The following is a 17,234-nucleotide window of genomic DNA, read 5'->3' as shown; positions in this document are numbered from 1 at the left end:
AGCGTGGGAGCAGATGGCGACTACAGCTGGAGCTACACCCTCGACGGCAGCACCCAGGATCACACCAGCCAGGGCACCGGCAGCGATGACCTGGCGGATCAGTTCGCGATTACGGCGACTGACAGCGACGGCGACGAAGCCTCCACCGACCTGACCATCCAGGTACAGGACGACGTCCCGGTGGCGGTGAATGACAGTGCCAGCGTGGCCGAGGACACTGCACAGGCCATCTCTGGCAATGTGCTGGCCAATGACACGACCGGTGCCGACAGCTCCACAGCGCAGCCCGCGACGGTCGCCCTGGATAGCCCCAACTCCACAGGCGAGTTTGGCACCCTGACCCTGAACAGCGATGGCAGCTGGAGCTATACGCTCAACAACAGCGATGCCCGTGTGCAGGCGCTTAGCGGCGACGAAACGCTGACCGAGACCTTTGCCTACACCCTGACCGATGCCGACGGCGACACCTCTCCGGCGACGCTGACCATTACGGTCACCGCCACCGATGATGGTGTGAGCCTGGGCGGCTTGGCCACCGAAGGTGGCGACGTCCAGGTCAGTGAAGCCAACCTGGCGGATGGCAGTGCGGCAGATAGCACTGCGCTGACCCGCGGCGGCAGCTTCATCTTCACCAGCGTGGATGGTGTGGCCAGCGTTCAGGTAGGGGATCAGTCACTGACGCTGAATCAGCTGCAAGGTCTGTCCACGACCAACCCGGTGGTGGTCGATACGGCCTATGGCAGCCTGTCCCTGACCGGCTTCGACGGAGATGCTGCCGGCGGCACGGTGAGCTACAGCTACACCCTGGATGCCCGCGTCGACAACGATAGCCAGGACGGCGCCACCGATAGCGGCTTCACCGAAACGGTGGGGCTGGTGGTGACGGATGATAACGGTAGCGCGTCCAGCGGCAGTCTTCGTATTGCCATTGCTGATGATGCGCCGTCGGCGAGCGATGACAGTGCTAGCGTGGCCGAGGACACTGCACAGGCCATCTCTGGCAATGTGCTGGCCAATGACACGACCGGTGCCGACAGTTCCACAGCGCAGCCTGCGACGGTCGCTCTGGATAGCCCCAGCGCCACAGGCGAGTTTGGCACCTTGACCCTGAACAGCGATGGCAGCTGGAGCTATACGCTCAATAACAGCGATGCCCGTGTGCAGGCGCTTAGCGGCGACGAAACGCTGACCGAGACCTTTGCCTACACCCTGACCGATGCCGACGGCGACACCTCCCCGGCGACACTGACCATCACGGTCACCGCCGCCGATGATGGCGTGAGCCTGAGCGGCTTGGCGGCCGATGGTGGCGACGTCCAGGTCAGTGAAGCCAACCTGGCGGATGGCAGTGCGGCAGACAGCACTGCGCTGACCCGCGGCGGCAGCTTCACCTTCACCAGCGTGGATGGTGTGGCTAGCGTCCAGGTAGGGGATCAGTCACTGACGCTGAACCAGCTGCAAGGTCTGTCTACGACCAATCCGGTGGTGGTCGACACGGCCTATGGCAGCCTGTCCCTGACCGGCTTCGACGGAGATGCTGCCAGCGGTACGGTAAGCTACAGCTACACCCTGGATACCCGCGTCGACAACGATAGCCAGGACGGCGCCACCGGTAGCGGCTTCACTGAAACGGTGGGGCTGGTGGTGACGGACGATAACGGTACCCGTGGTCAGGCCAGTATCAGTATTGCTATCACCGATGATGGCCCGTCGCTGCAGATCGGCGACTCTACTGAACCGGGTACCGCAACAGTGGTGGAAGGCCAGAGCGTCAATGGCAGCTGGACCACCGATGCCGGTGCCGATGGTGCCACCGTTACCGTGACCGTGGGAGGTGACTCCCTGGTTCTGGGTAGCGCAGCGGATGCCACGGTGTCCTTCGACCTGACCGAAGGCACTCTGACCGTTGGCCGCGATGGCAGCTGGACCTTCGAGGCCAACAACAACCTCGATCAGGCCGAGAGCCCGTCGGTCAACTTCACCATCGAGACCGTCGATAGCGATGGTGATACCGCCTCCGACAGCCACACCGTCACCATCACCGACGGTACTGGCCCGACGGTCACCGTCACCGACAGCGATCCGGCGAGCACCAACGCCGCCGTGTCCCTGGATGATGCCGACACCGAAGGCGACGCTTCCTCAACGGACGTAGCTAGCCTGACCTTTACGGCGGGCAGCGATGCCATTGCCTCCATCGGTTTTGGCAGCACAGATAATATTGATGTGGATGGCCTTAATGGCACCCTGACCTGGACGCTGAACTCCGCCGGTCAGCTGGAAGGGCGTACCGAAGCTGGTGGCGAGCCGGCCATCACTCTGACGCTGAACAATAACGGCTCGGTCACGGCTGGCCAGTCCGCGGTAGTGACCGTGACGGCCACTCTGGCCGACAGCCTGGCCCACGCTGATGGCGTCGATGCACTAACCATCAGCGGCATCACCGTGGTCGGTACCGATACCGACGGCACCAGCACCGAGGCAAGCGTCTCGGTCAGCGTGGCGGACGGTCAGCCCGAAATCGCCATTACCGATGCTCCCGAAACAGTCGTGGAAGGCCAGAGCGTCAATGGCAGCTGGACCACCGATGCCGGTGCCGATGGCGCCACCGTGACCGTAAGCGTGGGCAGCGAGACGCTGACACTGGGCGACGCCGACACCGACGTCGTGACCTTCAATACCCCCGAAGGCGTGTTGACCGTTGGTCGCGATGGCAGCTGGACCTTCGAGGCCAACAACAACCTCGATCAGGCCGAGAGCCCGTCGGTCAACTTCACCATCGAGACCGTCGATAGCGATGGTGATACCGCCTCCGACAGCCACACCGTCACCATCACCGACGGTACTGGCCCGACGGTCACCGTCACCGACAGCGATCCGGCGAGCACCAACGCCGCCGTGTCCCTGGATGATGCCGACACCGAAGGCGACGCTTCCTCAACGGACGTAGCTAGCCTGACCTTTACGGCGGGCAGCGATGCCATTGCCTCCATCGGTTTTGGCAGCACAGATAATATTGATGTGGATGGCCTTAATGGCACCCTGACCTGGACGCTGAACTCCGCCGGTCAGCTGGAAGGGCGTACCGAAGCTGGTGGCGAGCCGGCCATCACTCTGACGCTGAACAATAACGGCTCGGTCACGGCTGGCCAGTCCGCGGTAGTGACCGTGACGGCCACTCTGGCCGACAGCCTGGTCCACGCCGATGGCGTTGATGCACTGACCATCAGCGGCATCACCGTGGTCGGCACCGACACCGACGGCACCAGTACGTCTGCCAATGTGGGCGTGACGGTGGCGGACGATCAGCCGACGCTGCAGATTGGCGACTCCACTGAGCCGGGTACCGCGACAGTGGTGGAAGGCCAGAGCGTCAAAGGCAGCTGGACCACCGATGCCGGTGCCGATGGCGCCACCGTGACCGTAAGCGTGGGCAGCGAGACGCTGACACTGGGCGACGCCGACACCGACGTCGTGACCTTCAATACCGCCGAAGGCGTGTTGACCGTTGGCCGCGATGGCAACTGGACCTTCGAGGCCAACAACAACCTCGACCAGGCTGAGAGCCCGTCGATCAACTTCACTATCGAGACCGTCGATAGCGATGGTGATACCGCCAGCGACAGCCACACCGTCAACGTCACCGACGGTACTGGCCCGACGGTCACCGTCACCAGTGGGGACGATGATCCGGCAACCGAGAGCCTGGATCTTACGCTGGACGAAGTGGGTACGATCGGCGGCGCAGAGCAGGACTCTGGCGTGCTGACCTTCACTGCAGGCAGCGACAACCTGACCAGTTTCAGGTTTGCCAATATTGCAACAGACGGCAGCGTGTCAGGCATTACCACCGCTGGGCTGGAGCCAGGGCAGACGCTGGTATGGACAGCGAATGCGAATGGCCAGCTCGAAGGCCGCTTGGGTCGTAGCACTGCTGTCGCGGTGACCCTGTCCCTTGCTGCTCCAGCGTCAGTGGAAGCGGGTGAGGACGGCATCGTGCGGGTTACCGCTGAACTCAGCGAGGCCCTCCCGCATGAGGTGGCCGATGCGCTGGCGAACTCGCTTTCTATTAGCGGCATCGGAGTTGTTGCGACCGAGGCTGACGGTGATAGTGCCACGGCCCAGGTGACCGTCGACGTCGTTGATTCTGCACCGCAGGCCGTAGCCGACGTTAACGCCATTACCGAAGACACCGCCTCCGTCTCTGGCAACGTGATTGACGGTGCTGCAGATGATGCCGGTGCCGACACCCTGGGAGCCGATGCCACCACGGTCACCGCGGTGACCAGCGACAACGCCAGCGGTAACACCGCCACCACCAATGCGGATGGTCAGCTGGTGATTCAGGGCGAGTACGGCACCCTGACCATCGCAGCCGATGGCAGCTATAGCTACGCGCTGGACAACACCAACCCGGCGGTTCAGGGGCTGGACGGCAGCGAGTCGGTGACCGAGGTGTTCACCTACACCCTGACCGACGCCGACAGCGACGCCAGCAGCACGACCCTGACCCTGACCATCAACGGCCAGGAAGATGACCTGCCCACCATCACCGTGACCGACAGCGACGGGAACGTGACCGGTGCCGACAACAGCGTGGAAGAGGACAGCGGCGAGACCGTCACCGGCACCTTCACCGTGGGCGGCAGTGCGGGTGTGGCCAGCGTGACCATCGGCGGTGTGGAGCTGGTGGGAGCGGACTTCACCACTCCGGTGAGCATCCCCAACACCGGTGGCCAGGGCAGCCTGAGCATCACCGGCTTCGATGCCGCGACGGGCGAGTTCAGCTACAGCTACACCGAGACCGGAGGCCCTGCAGAGCACAACGCGGCTAACGACAATATCGTCGACAGCTTCGCGATCGTGGTGACCGACAACGAAGGCGACACCGCCAGCGATAGCCTGGATATCCAGATCCTGGATACCGCGCCGCAGGCCGTAGCCGACGTTAACGCCATCACCGAAGACACCGCGTCCGTCTCTGGCAACGTCATTGACGGTGCTGCAGATGCTGCCGGTGCCGACACCCTGGGCGCCGATGCCACCACGGTCACCGCGGTGACCAGCGACAACGCCACCGGCAACACCGCCACCACCAATGCGGCTGGTGAGCTGGTGATCCAGGGCGAGTACGGCACCCTGACCATCGCAGCCGATGGCAGCTATAGCTACGCGCTGGACAACACCAACCCGGCGGTTCAGGGGCTGGACGGCAGCGAGTCGGTCACCGAGGTGTTTACCTACACGCTGACCGACGCCGACAGCGACGCCAGCAGCACCACCCTGACCCTGACCATCAACGGCCAGGAAGATGACCTGCCCACCATCACCGTGACCGACAGCGACGGGAACGTGACCGGCGCCGACAACAGTGTGGAAGAGGCCAGCGGCGAGACCGTCACCGGCACCTTCACCGTGGGCGGCAGTGCAGGTATTGCGGGTGTGACGGTGGCAGGTATTGATGTCACCGGTGCCACCCAGGCGAACCCTGTGGTCATCACCACGGGCACCCAGGGAACCCTGACCATCACCGGCTTTAACGCCGCGACGGGTGAGTTCAGCTACAGCTACACCGAGACCGGGGGGCCGGCCGAGCACAACGCGGCCAACGACAATATCGTCGACAGCTTCGCGATTGTGGTGACCGACAACGAAGGCGATACCGCCAGCGACAGCCTGGATATCCAGATCCTGGATACCGCGCCGCAGGCTGTGGCCGACGTGAACGCCATCACCGAAGACACCGCCTCCGTGTCGGGCAACGTCATTGACGGCGCTGCAGATGATGCCGGTGCCGACACCCTGGGCGCCGATGCCACCACGGTCACCGCGGTGACCAGCGACAACGCCACCGGCAACACCGCCGCCACCAATGCGGATGGTGAGCTGGTGATCCAGGGCGAGTACGGCACCCTGACCATCGCGCCCAATGGCAGCTACAGCTACGCGCTGGATAACACCAACCCGGCCGTCCAGGGGCTGGACGGCAGCGAGTCGGTCACCGAGGTGTTCACCTACACCCTGACCGACGCCGACAGCGATGCCAGCAGCACGACCCTGACCCTGACCATCAACGGCCAGGAAGATGACCTGCCCACCATCACCGTGACCGACAGCGACGGTAACGTGACCGGCGCCGACAACAGCGTGGAGGAGGACAGCGGCGATACCGTGACCGGCACCTTTACCGTGGGCGGCAGTGCGGGTGTGGCCAGCGTGACCATCGGCGGTGTGGAGCTGGTGGGAGCGGACTTCACCACTCCGGTGAGCATCCCCAACACCGGTGGCCAGGGCAGCCTGACCATCACCGGCTTCGATGCCGCGACGGGCGAGTTCAGCTACAGCTACACCGAGACCGGCGGCCCGGCAGAACACAACGCGGCCAACGACAATATCGTCGACAGCTTCGCGATCGTGGTGACCGACAACGAAGGCGACACCGCCAGCGACAGCCTGGATATCCAGATCCTGGATACCGCACCGCAGGCCGTGGCCGACGTGAACGCCATTACCGAAGACACCGCGTCCGTTGCTGGCAACGTCATTGACGGCGCTGCAGATGATGCCGGTGCCGATACCCTGGGAGCCGATGCCACCACGGTCACCGCGGTGACCAGCGACAACGCCAGCGGCAACACCGCCACCACCAATGCGGCTGGTGAACTGGTGATTCAGGGCGAGTACGGCACCCTGACCATCGCGCCCGATGGCAGCTACAGCTACGCGCTGGACAACACCAACCCGGCCGTCCAGGGGCTGGACGGCAGCGAGTCGGTCACCGAGGTGTTTACCTACACCCTGACCGACGCGGACAGCGACGTCAGCAGCACCACTCTGACCCTGACCATCAACGGCCAGGAAGATGACCTGCCTACCATTACCGTGACCGACAGCGACGGGAACGTCACCGGTGCCGACAACAGCGTGGAGGAGGCCAGCGGAGAGACCGTCACCGGTACCTTCACCGTGGGCGGCGGTGCAGGCATTGCGGGTGTGACGGTGGCAGGCGTTGATGTCACTGGCGCCACCCAGGCGAATCCTGTGGTCATCACCACGGGCACCCAGGGAACCCTGACCATCACCGGTTTCGATGCCGCGACGGGCGAGTTCAGCTACAGCTACACCGAGACCGGGGGCCCGGCAGAGCACAACGCGGCCAACGACAATATCGTCGACAGCTTCGCGATCGTGGTGACCGACAACGAAGGTGACACCGCCAGCGACAGCCTGGATATCCAGATCCTGGATACCGCACCGCAGGCCGTGGCCGACGTGAACGTCATCACCGAAGACACCGCGTCTGTGTCTGGCAACGTGGTGTCTGGCGGCACTGGTGCCGACACCCTGGGAGCCGATGCCACCACGGTCACCGCGGTGACCAGCGACAACGCCAGTGGCAACACCGCCACCACCAATGCGGATGGTGAGCTGGTGATTCAGGGCGAGTACGGCACCCTGACCATCGCACCCGATGGCAGCTACAGCTACGCGTTGGATAACACCAACCCGGCGGTCCAGGGGCTGGACGGCAGCGAGTCGGTCACCGAGGTGTTCACCTACACCCTGACCGACGCGGATAGCGACGCCAGCAGCACCACTCTGACCCTGACCATCAACGGCCAGGAAGATGACCTGCCCACCATTACCGTGACCGACAGCGACGGGAACGTGACCGGCGCCGACAACAGCGTGGAAGAGGATAGCGGTGAGACCGTCACCGGCACCTTCACCGTGGGCGGCAGTGCGGGCATTGCGGGCGTGACGGTGGCTGGCATTGATGTCACTGGTGCCACCCAGGCGAACCCTGTGGTCATCACCACGGGCACCCAGGGCACCCTGACCATCACCGGCTTCGATGTCGCGACAGGCGAGTTTAGCTACAGCTACACCGAGACCGGGGGTCCGGCAGAGCACAACGCGGCCAACGACAATATCGTCGACAGCTTCGCGATTGTGGTGACCGACAACGAAGGTGATACCGCCAGCGACAGCCTGGATATCCAGATCCTGGATACCGCACCACAGGCCGTAGCCGACGTTAACGCCATCACCGAAGACACGGCGTCCGTCTCTGGCAACGTGATTGACGGTGCTGCAGATGATGCCGGTGCCGACACCCTGGGAGCCGATGCCACCACGGTCACCGCGGTGACCAGCGATAACGCCAGCGGCAACACCGCCACCACCAATGCGGATGGTGAACTGGTGATCCAGGGCGAGTACGGCACCCTGACCATCGCGCCCGATGGCAGCTACAGCTACGCGCTGGATAACACCAACCCGGCGGTACAGGGGCTGGACGGCAGCGAGTCGGTGACCGAGGTATTTACCTACACCCTGACCGATGCGGACAGTGACGCCAGCAGCACCACTCTGACCCTGACCATCAACGGCCAGGAAGATGACCTGCCCACCATCACCGTGACCGACAGCGACGGGAGCGTGACCAGCGCCGACAACAGCGTGGAAGAGGATAGCGGTGAGACCGTCACCGGCACCTTCACCGTGGGCGGCAGTGCAGGCATTGCGGGTGTGACGGTGGCTGGCATTGATGTCACCGGCGCCACCCAGGCGAACCCTGTGGTCATCACCACGGGCACCCAGGGAACCCTGACTATCACCGGCTTCGATGCCGCGACGGGCGAGTTCAGCTACAGCTACACCGAGACCGGCGGCCCGGCCGAGCACAACGCGGCTAACGACAATATCGTCGACAGCTTCGCGATCGTGGTGACCGACAACGAAGGTGACACCGCCAGCGACAGCCTGGATATCCAGATCCTGGATACCGCACCGCAGGCCGTGGCCGACGTTAACGCCATTACCGAAGACACCGCCTCCGTCTCTGGCAACGTCATTGACGGCGCTGCAGATGATGCCGGTGCCGACACCCTGGGAGCCGATGCCACCACGGTCACCGCGGTGACTAGCGACAACGCCAGCGGCAACACCGCCACCACCAATGCGGATGGTCAGCTGGTGATCCAGGGCGAGTACGGCACCCTGACCATCGCGCCCGATGGCAGCTACAGCTACGCGCTGGATAACACCAACCCGGCGGTACAGGGGCTGGACGGCAGCGAGTCGGTCACCGAGGTGTTTACCTACACCCTGACCGACGCCGACAGCGACGCCAGCAGCACCACTCTGACCCTGACCATCAACGGCCAGGAAGATGACCTGCCTACCATTACCGTGACCGACAGCGACGGGAACGTGACCGGCGCCGACAACAGCGTGGAAGAGGACAGCGGCGATACCGTCACCGGCACCTTCACCGTGGGCGGCAGTGCGGGTGTGGCCAGCGTGACCATCGGCGGTGTGGAGCTGGTCGGAGCGGACTTCACCACTCCGGTGAGCATCCCCAACAACGGTGGACAGGGCAGCCTGACCATCACCGGCTTCGATGCCGCGACGGGCGAGTTCAGCTACAGCTACACCGAGACCGGGGGCCCGGCCGAGCACAACGCGGCCAACGACAATATCGTCGACAGCTTCGCGATCGTGGTGACCGACAATGAAGGCGATACCGCCAGCGATAGCCTAGATATCCAGATCCTGGATACCGCGCCTGTTGCTGCCGATGATCGCGTCGACGGTGTGCAGTCCTCGCAGGTTGTGTCGAAAGACGCCACCGAAGGACTGCTGTCCAATGATGATCAGGGAGCGGATGGCTCCAGAGTGACGGCGGTAGACCTTTCCTCGCTGCAAGGTAGCCTCGAGTGGAACGCCGACGGCAGCTTCGTCTACACCGCGACGGAGTCCGGCAGCTACACCGAAGTGGTGCGCTACACCATTACGGACGCCGATGGTGATACCAGCGAAGCTACGCTGACCATCCAGGTTGAGAATGGCGTGCCGAGCACTCAGCCCAGCAACGTGCAGGTCAACGAAGCAGGCCTTGACGGCGGCTCCCAGGCGGGGAATGGCTCGGCGACGGTCACCGGGCAGCTGGTCGCGACGGATCCCCAGAGCGACACGCTGACCTTCAAGGCGGAGACCATCAAAGGGGAGTACGGAGACATCGTGATCCGTGCCGATGGCTCATTCACCTACACCTTGACCAAGCCAGTGACGTCCTCCGACAACCCGGTGGACGATGCAGAGAGCTTCACCTACACCGTCACCGACAGCCAGGGCAACTCGGCAACCGGCACCATCACCGTAGATGTGATTGATGACGTACCGCAGGCCGTCAATGACACACCGGCCGCGCTGCAGTCAGGCACATCGCTGACGACCACGGCCGACAATGGCTTGCTGGCCAACGACGTGCAGGGCGCAGATGGTGCCGAGGTGGTGTCGATCGATACCAGCGGGCTGCGTGGCCAGCTGACGTGGAATGCCGACGGTAGCTATACCTACACCGCGGAAGCCAACGCCAGCTATGAAGAAGTGGTGACCTACGTGATTCGTGACGCCGACGGCGACACGAGTCAGACCAACGTCAAGTTTGTGGTGACGGACGGTTCCCCGACCGCCAATCAAGCAACAGCAACGGTCAGCGAGGCCGGTCTTGCCGCTGGTAGCGATGCCGGTAGCGGTAGTCACAGCGTGTCCGGGCAGCTGAGTGCAACCGATGCCCAAGGAGATGACCTGAGCTACACCGAAGCGCGGATCGAGGGGGATCATGGCGTACTGGTGATCAGCAGCGATGGTTCCTTTACCTATACGTTGACCAGCGCTGTGACCGGGAGCCAGGCGGACAATGGCGGCAACACGCTGACCGCCCAGGAGACCTTCACCTACAGCGTGACCGATGCCCACGGCAATACCGCCAGTGCCAGCATCAGCATCAATATTGTGGATGACGTGCCGCAGGCGGTGGATGACACGGCCGCCACGGCAGAGGACACCGCGGTCACCGTTGATGTGCTGGCCAATGACATTGGCGGAGCCGATGGTGCTGTACTGCAGTCGGCTGCACTGGCGCCTGGACATGAGTCTGCCGGTCGGGTGACGGTGAACAGTAGCACCGGAGAACTGACCTTCACGCCAGGACCTGGGGTCGAGGGAACCGTCGTCATTCGCTACACCATCGTCGACGCCGATGGAGATACCAGCGAGGCCACCTTGACCGTCAATGTGGCAGCGGATTCTCGACCTGAGGGGGCTATCGACAAGGCGCTGCTCGATGAAGACGGATTGCCGGGCGGTATCGCTGGCGGCGTCGGTGACCTGGCGGGTGAGGCCACCGTGGTCAGCGGTACATTGGGATATTCCTTCGGCGCGGATGGTGCTGCCAGCCAGAACGCCTTTGCCTGGAGCCTGTCGGGACTGCCGAACGTATCCTCTGGCGGGGAGCCGGTCAGCTATGGCCTGAGCAACGATGGACGTACGCTCACAGGCCGTGATGCCTCCGGGGCCCTGGTGCTGAGCGTGGCGCTGACGGACGTCGCCAGCGGTGCCTACGAAGTGACCCTGCATCAGCCGCTGGATCATCCTGACAGTGAGAGCGAGGATGTCCTGGCGTTCAAGATCGGCTACAGCGTCACCGACGGTGACGGCAGCTCTGCCGATGGGGCGCTCCAGGTGCTGATCAATGACGACAGCCCTGAGGCGTTCACGGCGCAGACCGCTACCCTGAGGGATGGCGGCGGTGGCAGCATCGACTTTGCCGACGCCGCAGGGGCAGATGGCGTATCCAATGTGGTGTTTGCTGGCATGGATGGCCAGGTCGCCACGGACACCGATGGTCAGCCGCTGTACTTTGAAGGTGAAGCGTTGACCTATCGCATGTCCGCTGACGGTTCTCAGCTTGACGCTGTGACGGCGGATGGCACCGTCGGCTTCAGCGTGGTGCTGGACGCTGCGGGCGACAGCTACCGTCTCGAGGTCAGCGATGGCGACGTCAGCAACGGGCGCACCGAGCGTGCGGAAGTGTCGGATCTGGATCTCTCGGGTGTCGTGCGCTACCACGGCGCCAACTATCAGGACCTAGAAACTGACAACGATGTCCTGTACTCGACGCCCAATGGCGTCGGCATCGTGCCGCTTGAGGGCGGAATTGGTGTGGCCGGCGGCCTCAGTACGGGGATCGAACTCAATGAGGCTATTCGCATCAGCTTCCTGGACAGCCTGGCATTCTCAGGAGTGGGAGAGCCGAGCTGGCAAGGGCATGAGCGCGTAGCTGAAGTGCGCCAGACCATCCACGTCGATGGGGATAATGCGAAGGCCGTGGTGACCGTTGCTGCCATCGACTATGTGGCAGACGGTGCGGGCGGTGGCTCACCGGCCCAAGGGGCGAGCAGTGACTTCCGTCTGACCGCGGACGATGTTCGTATCGTCGACCACACGGGCACCGATGTGACCAGCCAGGTTGGCATCACTGTCGACGGTGCGGGCCGACTGGTGCTGGATGGCATGCAGGATGGCTGGTCATTCGTGCTGAGCCCGGAAGGCGGCATGGAGTGCATCGAAGTCACCGGCGGTGGCGCGGTCCCGTTCGTGCTGGGAGACATGGACTATCGCCTGGGTGAGGCAAGCAATGCCTTCGATATCGAGCTTGGGTTGTCGGGTATCGACGGGGATGGAGATACCGCCAGCGGCAGTCTGACCCTGGAAGTCAGCGCTCCGGATCAGCTGTTTGTCGGTGATAACTCCGACAACAGCGTGACCGGTGGCGGTGGCAGCGACGTCATGATCGGCGACGGCGGAGGCAAGTTCACCGTCATCAATCCGGCCCAGAACTACAACGTATCGCTGATCCTCGACAGCTCCGGCAGCATGAGCGCTGGCTCGGGCACGCAGGGCCTGTCGCGCATGGAACTGGCCAAGCAGGCGCTGGCCAACCTGGTGGAGCAGCTGGCGGACTTTGACGGCATCATCAATCTGCAGGTGGTCGACTTTGATACCGGGGCGCGGTTTACCCAGACCCTGGACCTTGGCTCGTCAGACAGCGAAGTCGACCGCATCGTCGACTACATCAATAGTGTCGACGGCTCGCGCAACTCGGGAGGTGGTACCAACTACGAGGCGGCCTTCGATGCCTCCAAGGGATGGCTCGAGGAGCAGTCTGCGGCGAACGGCTACGACAACCTGACGTACTTCCTGACCGATGGTTTGCCGACCTTTTACGTCACCGATAGCGGTGGTACCGGAGGTAATGGTAGGGATACCGGCTTCAACGAGGTCAACAACGCGCTGGAAGCCTTCGAGGGCCTGTCCGCCATCAGTCGCGTCGAGGCCATCGGTATCGGTTCGGGGATCAACGAGGACGTGCTGCGCTTCTTTGATAACACCGATGTGACGGGCGTCAGCCAGGTGATTCCTTACTCCTCGGCCTCCTTCACCGGAAGCCGCGGCTTGGTGGACTTCTCTGGTAGCGATAGCCCGTTGGATACCCAGACGGGCTGGACGAAGTCCGGTGACAGCTCCGGTGTGTTGACCGTTGGTGGAGGCTACCTGACCCTGACGGATGTCTTCTCCGGGGGTAACTCGGGACGAGCGGTAGCGACGAGCAGGGCCTTCACCCTTGAAGCGCCAGAGCACGGCTATTCTACCCTTCAATTCCGCTATCAGACGGATGCCTACGGCGGTTCAGACAACTTCCAATACTTCGTGCAGCAGTCGGACGGTCAAGGTGGCTGGAATACAGTCCATTCCGGCCGAGGTGGCCAAAGCACTTCCTGGTCGACGTTCGAGACAGGGGTTCTGGAAAGCGGTGTCTATCGTATCGTTCTGGATGTCTATAACGGCAGTGGCGCGCAGGATTGGATCCGGCTCGATGACATCACCATCAGGGATTATGAGTACCCGACAGCTCCGGTGGGCGAGGCCTCCATCGTCAACACGGCAGAAGAACTGGAAGCGGTACTCAACGGCGGGTCTTCCTTCGACAAGCTGGCGGCCCTTGGCGATGACACGCTCGATGGCACGGACCGTGCCGACATCATCTTTGGTGACACCGTCAACACCGACCACCTGGAGTGGACCGATGGTAGCGGCAAGGTGTTTGCTGCCGGTGAACATGATGGTCTGGGCTTCTCGGGTCTGTTCGAGTTCCTGAAATGGTCCGAAAACGGCGGTAGCGATCCTGATCAGGATCAGATCATGGATTACATTCGCAGCAACTATGAGGCGTTGCTCGATAGCGGCCGCAAGGATGGTGGCGCCGACACCCTGACAGGCGGTGACGGTGACGACGTGCTGATCGGCGGGGGCGGCAATGACACCCTGCACGGTGAGGATGGCGATGACCTGCTGCTGGGTGGTGCGGGTGACGACCTGCTGCTGGGTGGACTCGGTGCCGACACCTTCGCCTGGGTCCTGGGTGACCAGGGCGAGGCAGGCGCCGCCGCCGATGACGTGATCGCGGACTTCCATGTTGCGGCGGCGGGCACGGCGCCTGGCACCGATCCGGAGGCCGATGTGCTGGATCTGAGCGATCTGTTGCAAGGCTTCGATGCAAGTGATGATCAGCAGTCGCTGAACGACTTCATCCACGCTGAGCAGGACGGTGATGACGTGGTGCTGTACATCAAGAGCGACGGTGGGCTGGCTGGCGATAATGCCAATGCCGATCAGTTGATTACCCTGGAAGGGGCGAGCATGTCAGGGCAGTCGGGCGAGGACTTCTTGACCCAGCTGCTGAACCAGGGACAGCTGGACGTCTGATCACGCCAGTGGGCGGGAGACGACGGGGTAGTCAACAGTCGTCAGTAGTTGCAGGTCGAGGGGGCCCCATCCGTGGGGCCCTAACGAGAATCGAGCAGCGCCCCTGCAGAGTGAGGTCAGGTGCTGGGGCACAAGAGAAAGTTGATATATGCTCGATCAACGAAGAACAGGGAGAAAGCGGCATGTACGTCCAGCGTGACGGGGAAGGTAAGCTTGTCTGCGTGAGCCGAGAGCCAACGGCTATCTGCGACGAGTTCATGGCACCAGATGACCAGGAGTTGCTGGCATTCCTGTCTGACGGCAGCCCGCGCCATGAGCAGTCGCAGTTTCACGCGTCTGATCTGGCGTTTGTGCGGGTACTTGAGGATGTGCTGGACCTGCTGATGGACAAGGGGGTGATCAGCTTTACCGATCTCCCTGAGGCGGCGCGTCGCAAGATCATGGATCGCCAGTCACTGCGTCGTCGCTACAACGACGTGGACCTGGTGGGCGGCGATGACGACCCTCTGATTTAACAGCGCCGTACGCAACAACAAGGCCACCTTTTCAGGTGGCCTTGTTGTTGCAGCCTAGTGGTGTTGTGCGCTCTGGTGGCTTTGTGCTGTCCGTTTGTCAGAGCAAGGCCTGCGTGTAGTCAGGCCTTCGATGGCACTGCGACGAGCCGTCTATCGCCCTGACGCCGCATCCGCACGGGCCGAGACGGCGGGACCGGTCACGCCGTCGAGGCCTAGCTCGAACAGGGTCTCGATGTCCTCGTCTTCATCGATACCTTCAGCAATCGCCTTGATCGCCAGCGAATGACACAGCGTTGCCATGCCCCTGAGGATGGTCTGCTGCTCTGGACGGTGGGAGACACCTCGACACAGGGTGGCATCGATCTTGATGTAGGACAGGCCAAGATCGCGCAGGTCACCGAGCTGGCGGAAGGCGGCACCGACATGCTCCATGCCCAGGTGGCAGCCGAAGGGCGCCAGCGACTGGCACAGGTAGCGGAAGCTCTCCAGGTCGGCCCGGGCAATGGATTCTGGCACCTCGATCCATAGGAAGGGGGCCGAGTCTGGGCGCGCACTCAGTCGCTGCTGCAGGGCAATGACCACGTTGGGTTGAGTGATGGCAGCGTGGGATAGGTTGATGCCGAGCGGTTGACGGTGGTGGTGAATGGTCTCAAGCGCAGTATCGATGACCCGGATATCGAGGCTGTCATGCAGGCGCAGACGTGCGATCCAGGGCATGAAGGTGCCCGCCTGGCGCCACTCGCCCTTGATATTGAGGCGTGCCGGCGCTTCGTGGTGAAGCAGGCTGCCCTGGCGGTCCAGTACCGGGTACTGGCCCAGCAGGACGCCGTGCTCCATGGCCTCGACCAGGGCGGAACGCCATTCGGCGCGGCTATGGTAAAGAGCGGCCTGCTCGGCGTGGCGGCAGGTTTCAATGGCCTGGCCGGGGCGTGTTTCGGCCATGGACAAGGCGCCGTCCAATGCCGACATCAGCGTGGTGCGGCTTTGACCATGATGATAGGTGCCAAGAGCAGCGGGCAGACGCAGCACCGGTGAATTCTGTTCGGCCAGAGCGGAAAGGTTGTCGCTCAGGCGCTCGCGTGCCCAGGCTTCATCGACGTTGCCGCACAGCAGCAGGGCAAAGTCGCTGCCATTGAGGCGGCCCACATAACCTTCACCATGGGCATCGGCGATGGCCGTCAGGCGCTGGCACAGGTCGCTGAGCACGGCGTTGGTGTGCAGGTGGCCGCGGCGTTCGTTGAGCGCGGCCAGGTCGGTGGCACGAATCAGTGCAATGATGCCGTAGCTGGACTCGCCGTCCTGCTCCAGGCTGTAGCTGAGCCGGTCGATAAAGGCGTCGCGGGTCAGGGCGCCGGTGATGGCATCGTGCAGCAGTTGCCGCCTCAGTCGGTCGATCTGCTCACTTTCACGCTCCAGCATCTCACGCACGCTTTCCGACAGACGGTTCATCGCTTCCGACACCTCGCGCAGTTCCAGCGTGCGCGGTAGCGGAGCAATGGTGAAGCGGCGCTCGCCAATGTCGTGAGCCTGACGCGTGACGGTCTTGAGCGGTCGGCTGATGTGACGCACCAGCATATAGGCGATCAGTAGACTCAGTGCACCGGCGGCGACGAACCAGCCGGCCATGCGCAGCGTGCTTTGCCACAGCGATTGATAGGCGAAGGCGTGGGTGCTGTCCACCTCCAGGGTGCCGAGCAGGGTCCAGCCGTCCTGCACCGCGGCGGTGCCGCTGGGCACATCGAAGGAGATCAGCTGGCGGAACCAGCCGGGAACGCTATGGTCTTCCGCCACTTCCGAGACGCGCTGAATGATCGGTCGTCCTTCGCCGTCGACTAGCTGCAGCTTGCGGTAGTAACCGGTGTCGAACTGCGCCGAGATCATCAGTTCAATGCCCACCAGATCCTGATTGGGAGCATTGCTTATGGCTTGCGCCAGCACATTGGCATTGTCGGTATTCTTGATCTCGAGCTCTTGTTCGATATAGGCACGACTGCCGGTCACGGCCACCAGCAGGCTGCCGCCCAGAGCGATCAGCAGGATGACGATGATGGCGAGCCAGAGTTGTTTGATCAACGACATGGCGGCGTCTCTAGATAAGCGTGA

Annotated in this window: 3 protein-coding genes; 2 read left to right on the top strand and 1 reads right to left on the bottom strand. The window is 63.1% G+C overall.

Annotated features, from left to right (window positions below; all coding sequences use genetic code 11):
* Positions 1-3: 3 nt before the first annotated feature.
* Together KUW18_RS19305 and KUW18_RS19300 are read left to right on the top strand one after the other, a co-directional pair.
* The gene (locus KUW18_RS19305) at positions 4-14,616 is read left to right on the top strand and encodes a VCBS domain-containing protein (RefSeq protein WP_315900695.1); all 14,613 of its coding nucleotides are present in this window, start codon (positions 4-6) and stop codon (positions 14,614-14,616) included.
* Between the two features lie 182 nt (positions 14,617-14,798).
* Complete coding sequence (locus KUW18_RS19300) at positions 14,799-15,131, top strand: tryptophan synthase subunit beta like protein (RefSeq protein WP_206938103.1); 333 nt, start codon at positions 14,799-14,801, stop codon at positions 15,129-15,131.
* Between the two features lie 150 nt (positions 15,132-15,281).
* Here KUW18_RS19300 and KUW18_RS19295 read toward each other — a convergent pair whose 3' ends face one another.
* The gene (locus tag KUW18_RS19295; protein WP_222163153.1) at positions 15,282-17,210 is read right to left on the bottom strand and encodes a LapD/MoxY N-terminal periplasmic domain-containing protein; all 1,929 of its coding nucleotides are present in this window, start codon (positions 17,208-17,210) and stop codon (positions 15,282-15,284) included.
* Positions 17,211-17,234: the final 24 nt, after the last annotated feature.

This window comes from Halomonas sp. DP5Y7-2, assembly GCF_019802025.1.
Lineage (GTDB): Bacteria > Pseudomonadota > Gammaproteobacteria > Pseudomonadales > Halomonadaceae > Halomonas > Halomonas litopenaei_A.
The sequence above is the reverse complement of the archived record's forward strand: the minus strand, read 5'-3'. Positions and strand labels throughout refer to the sequence as shown.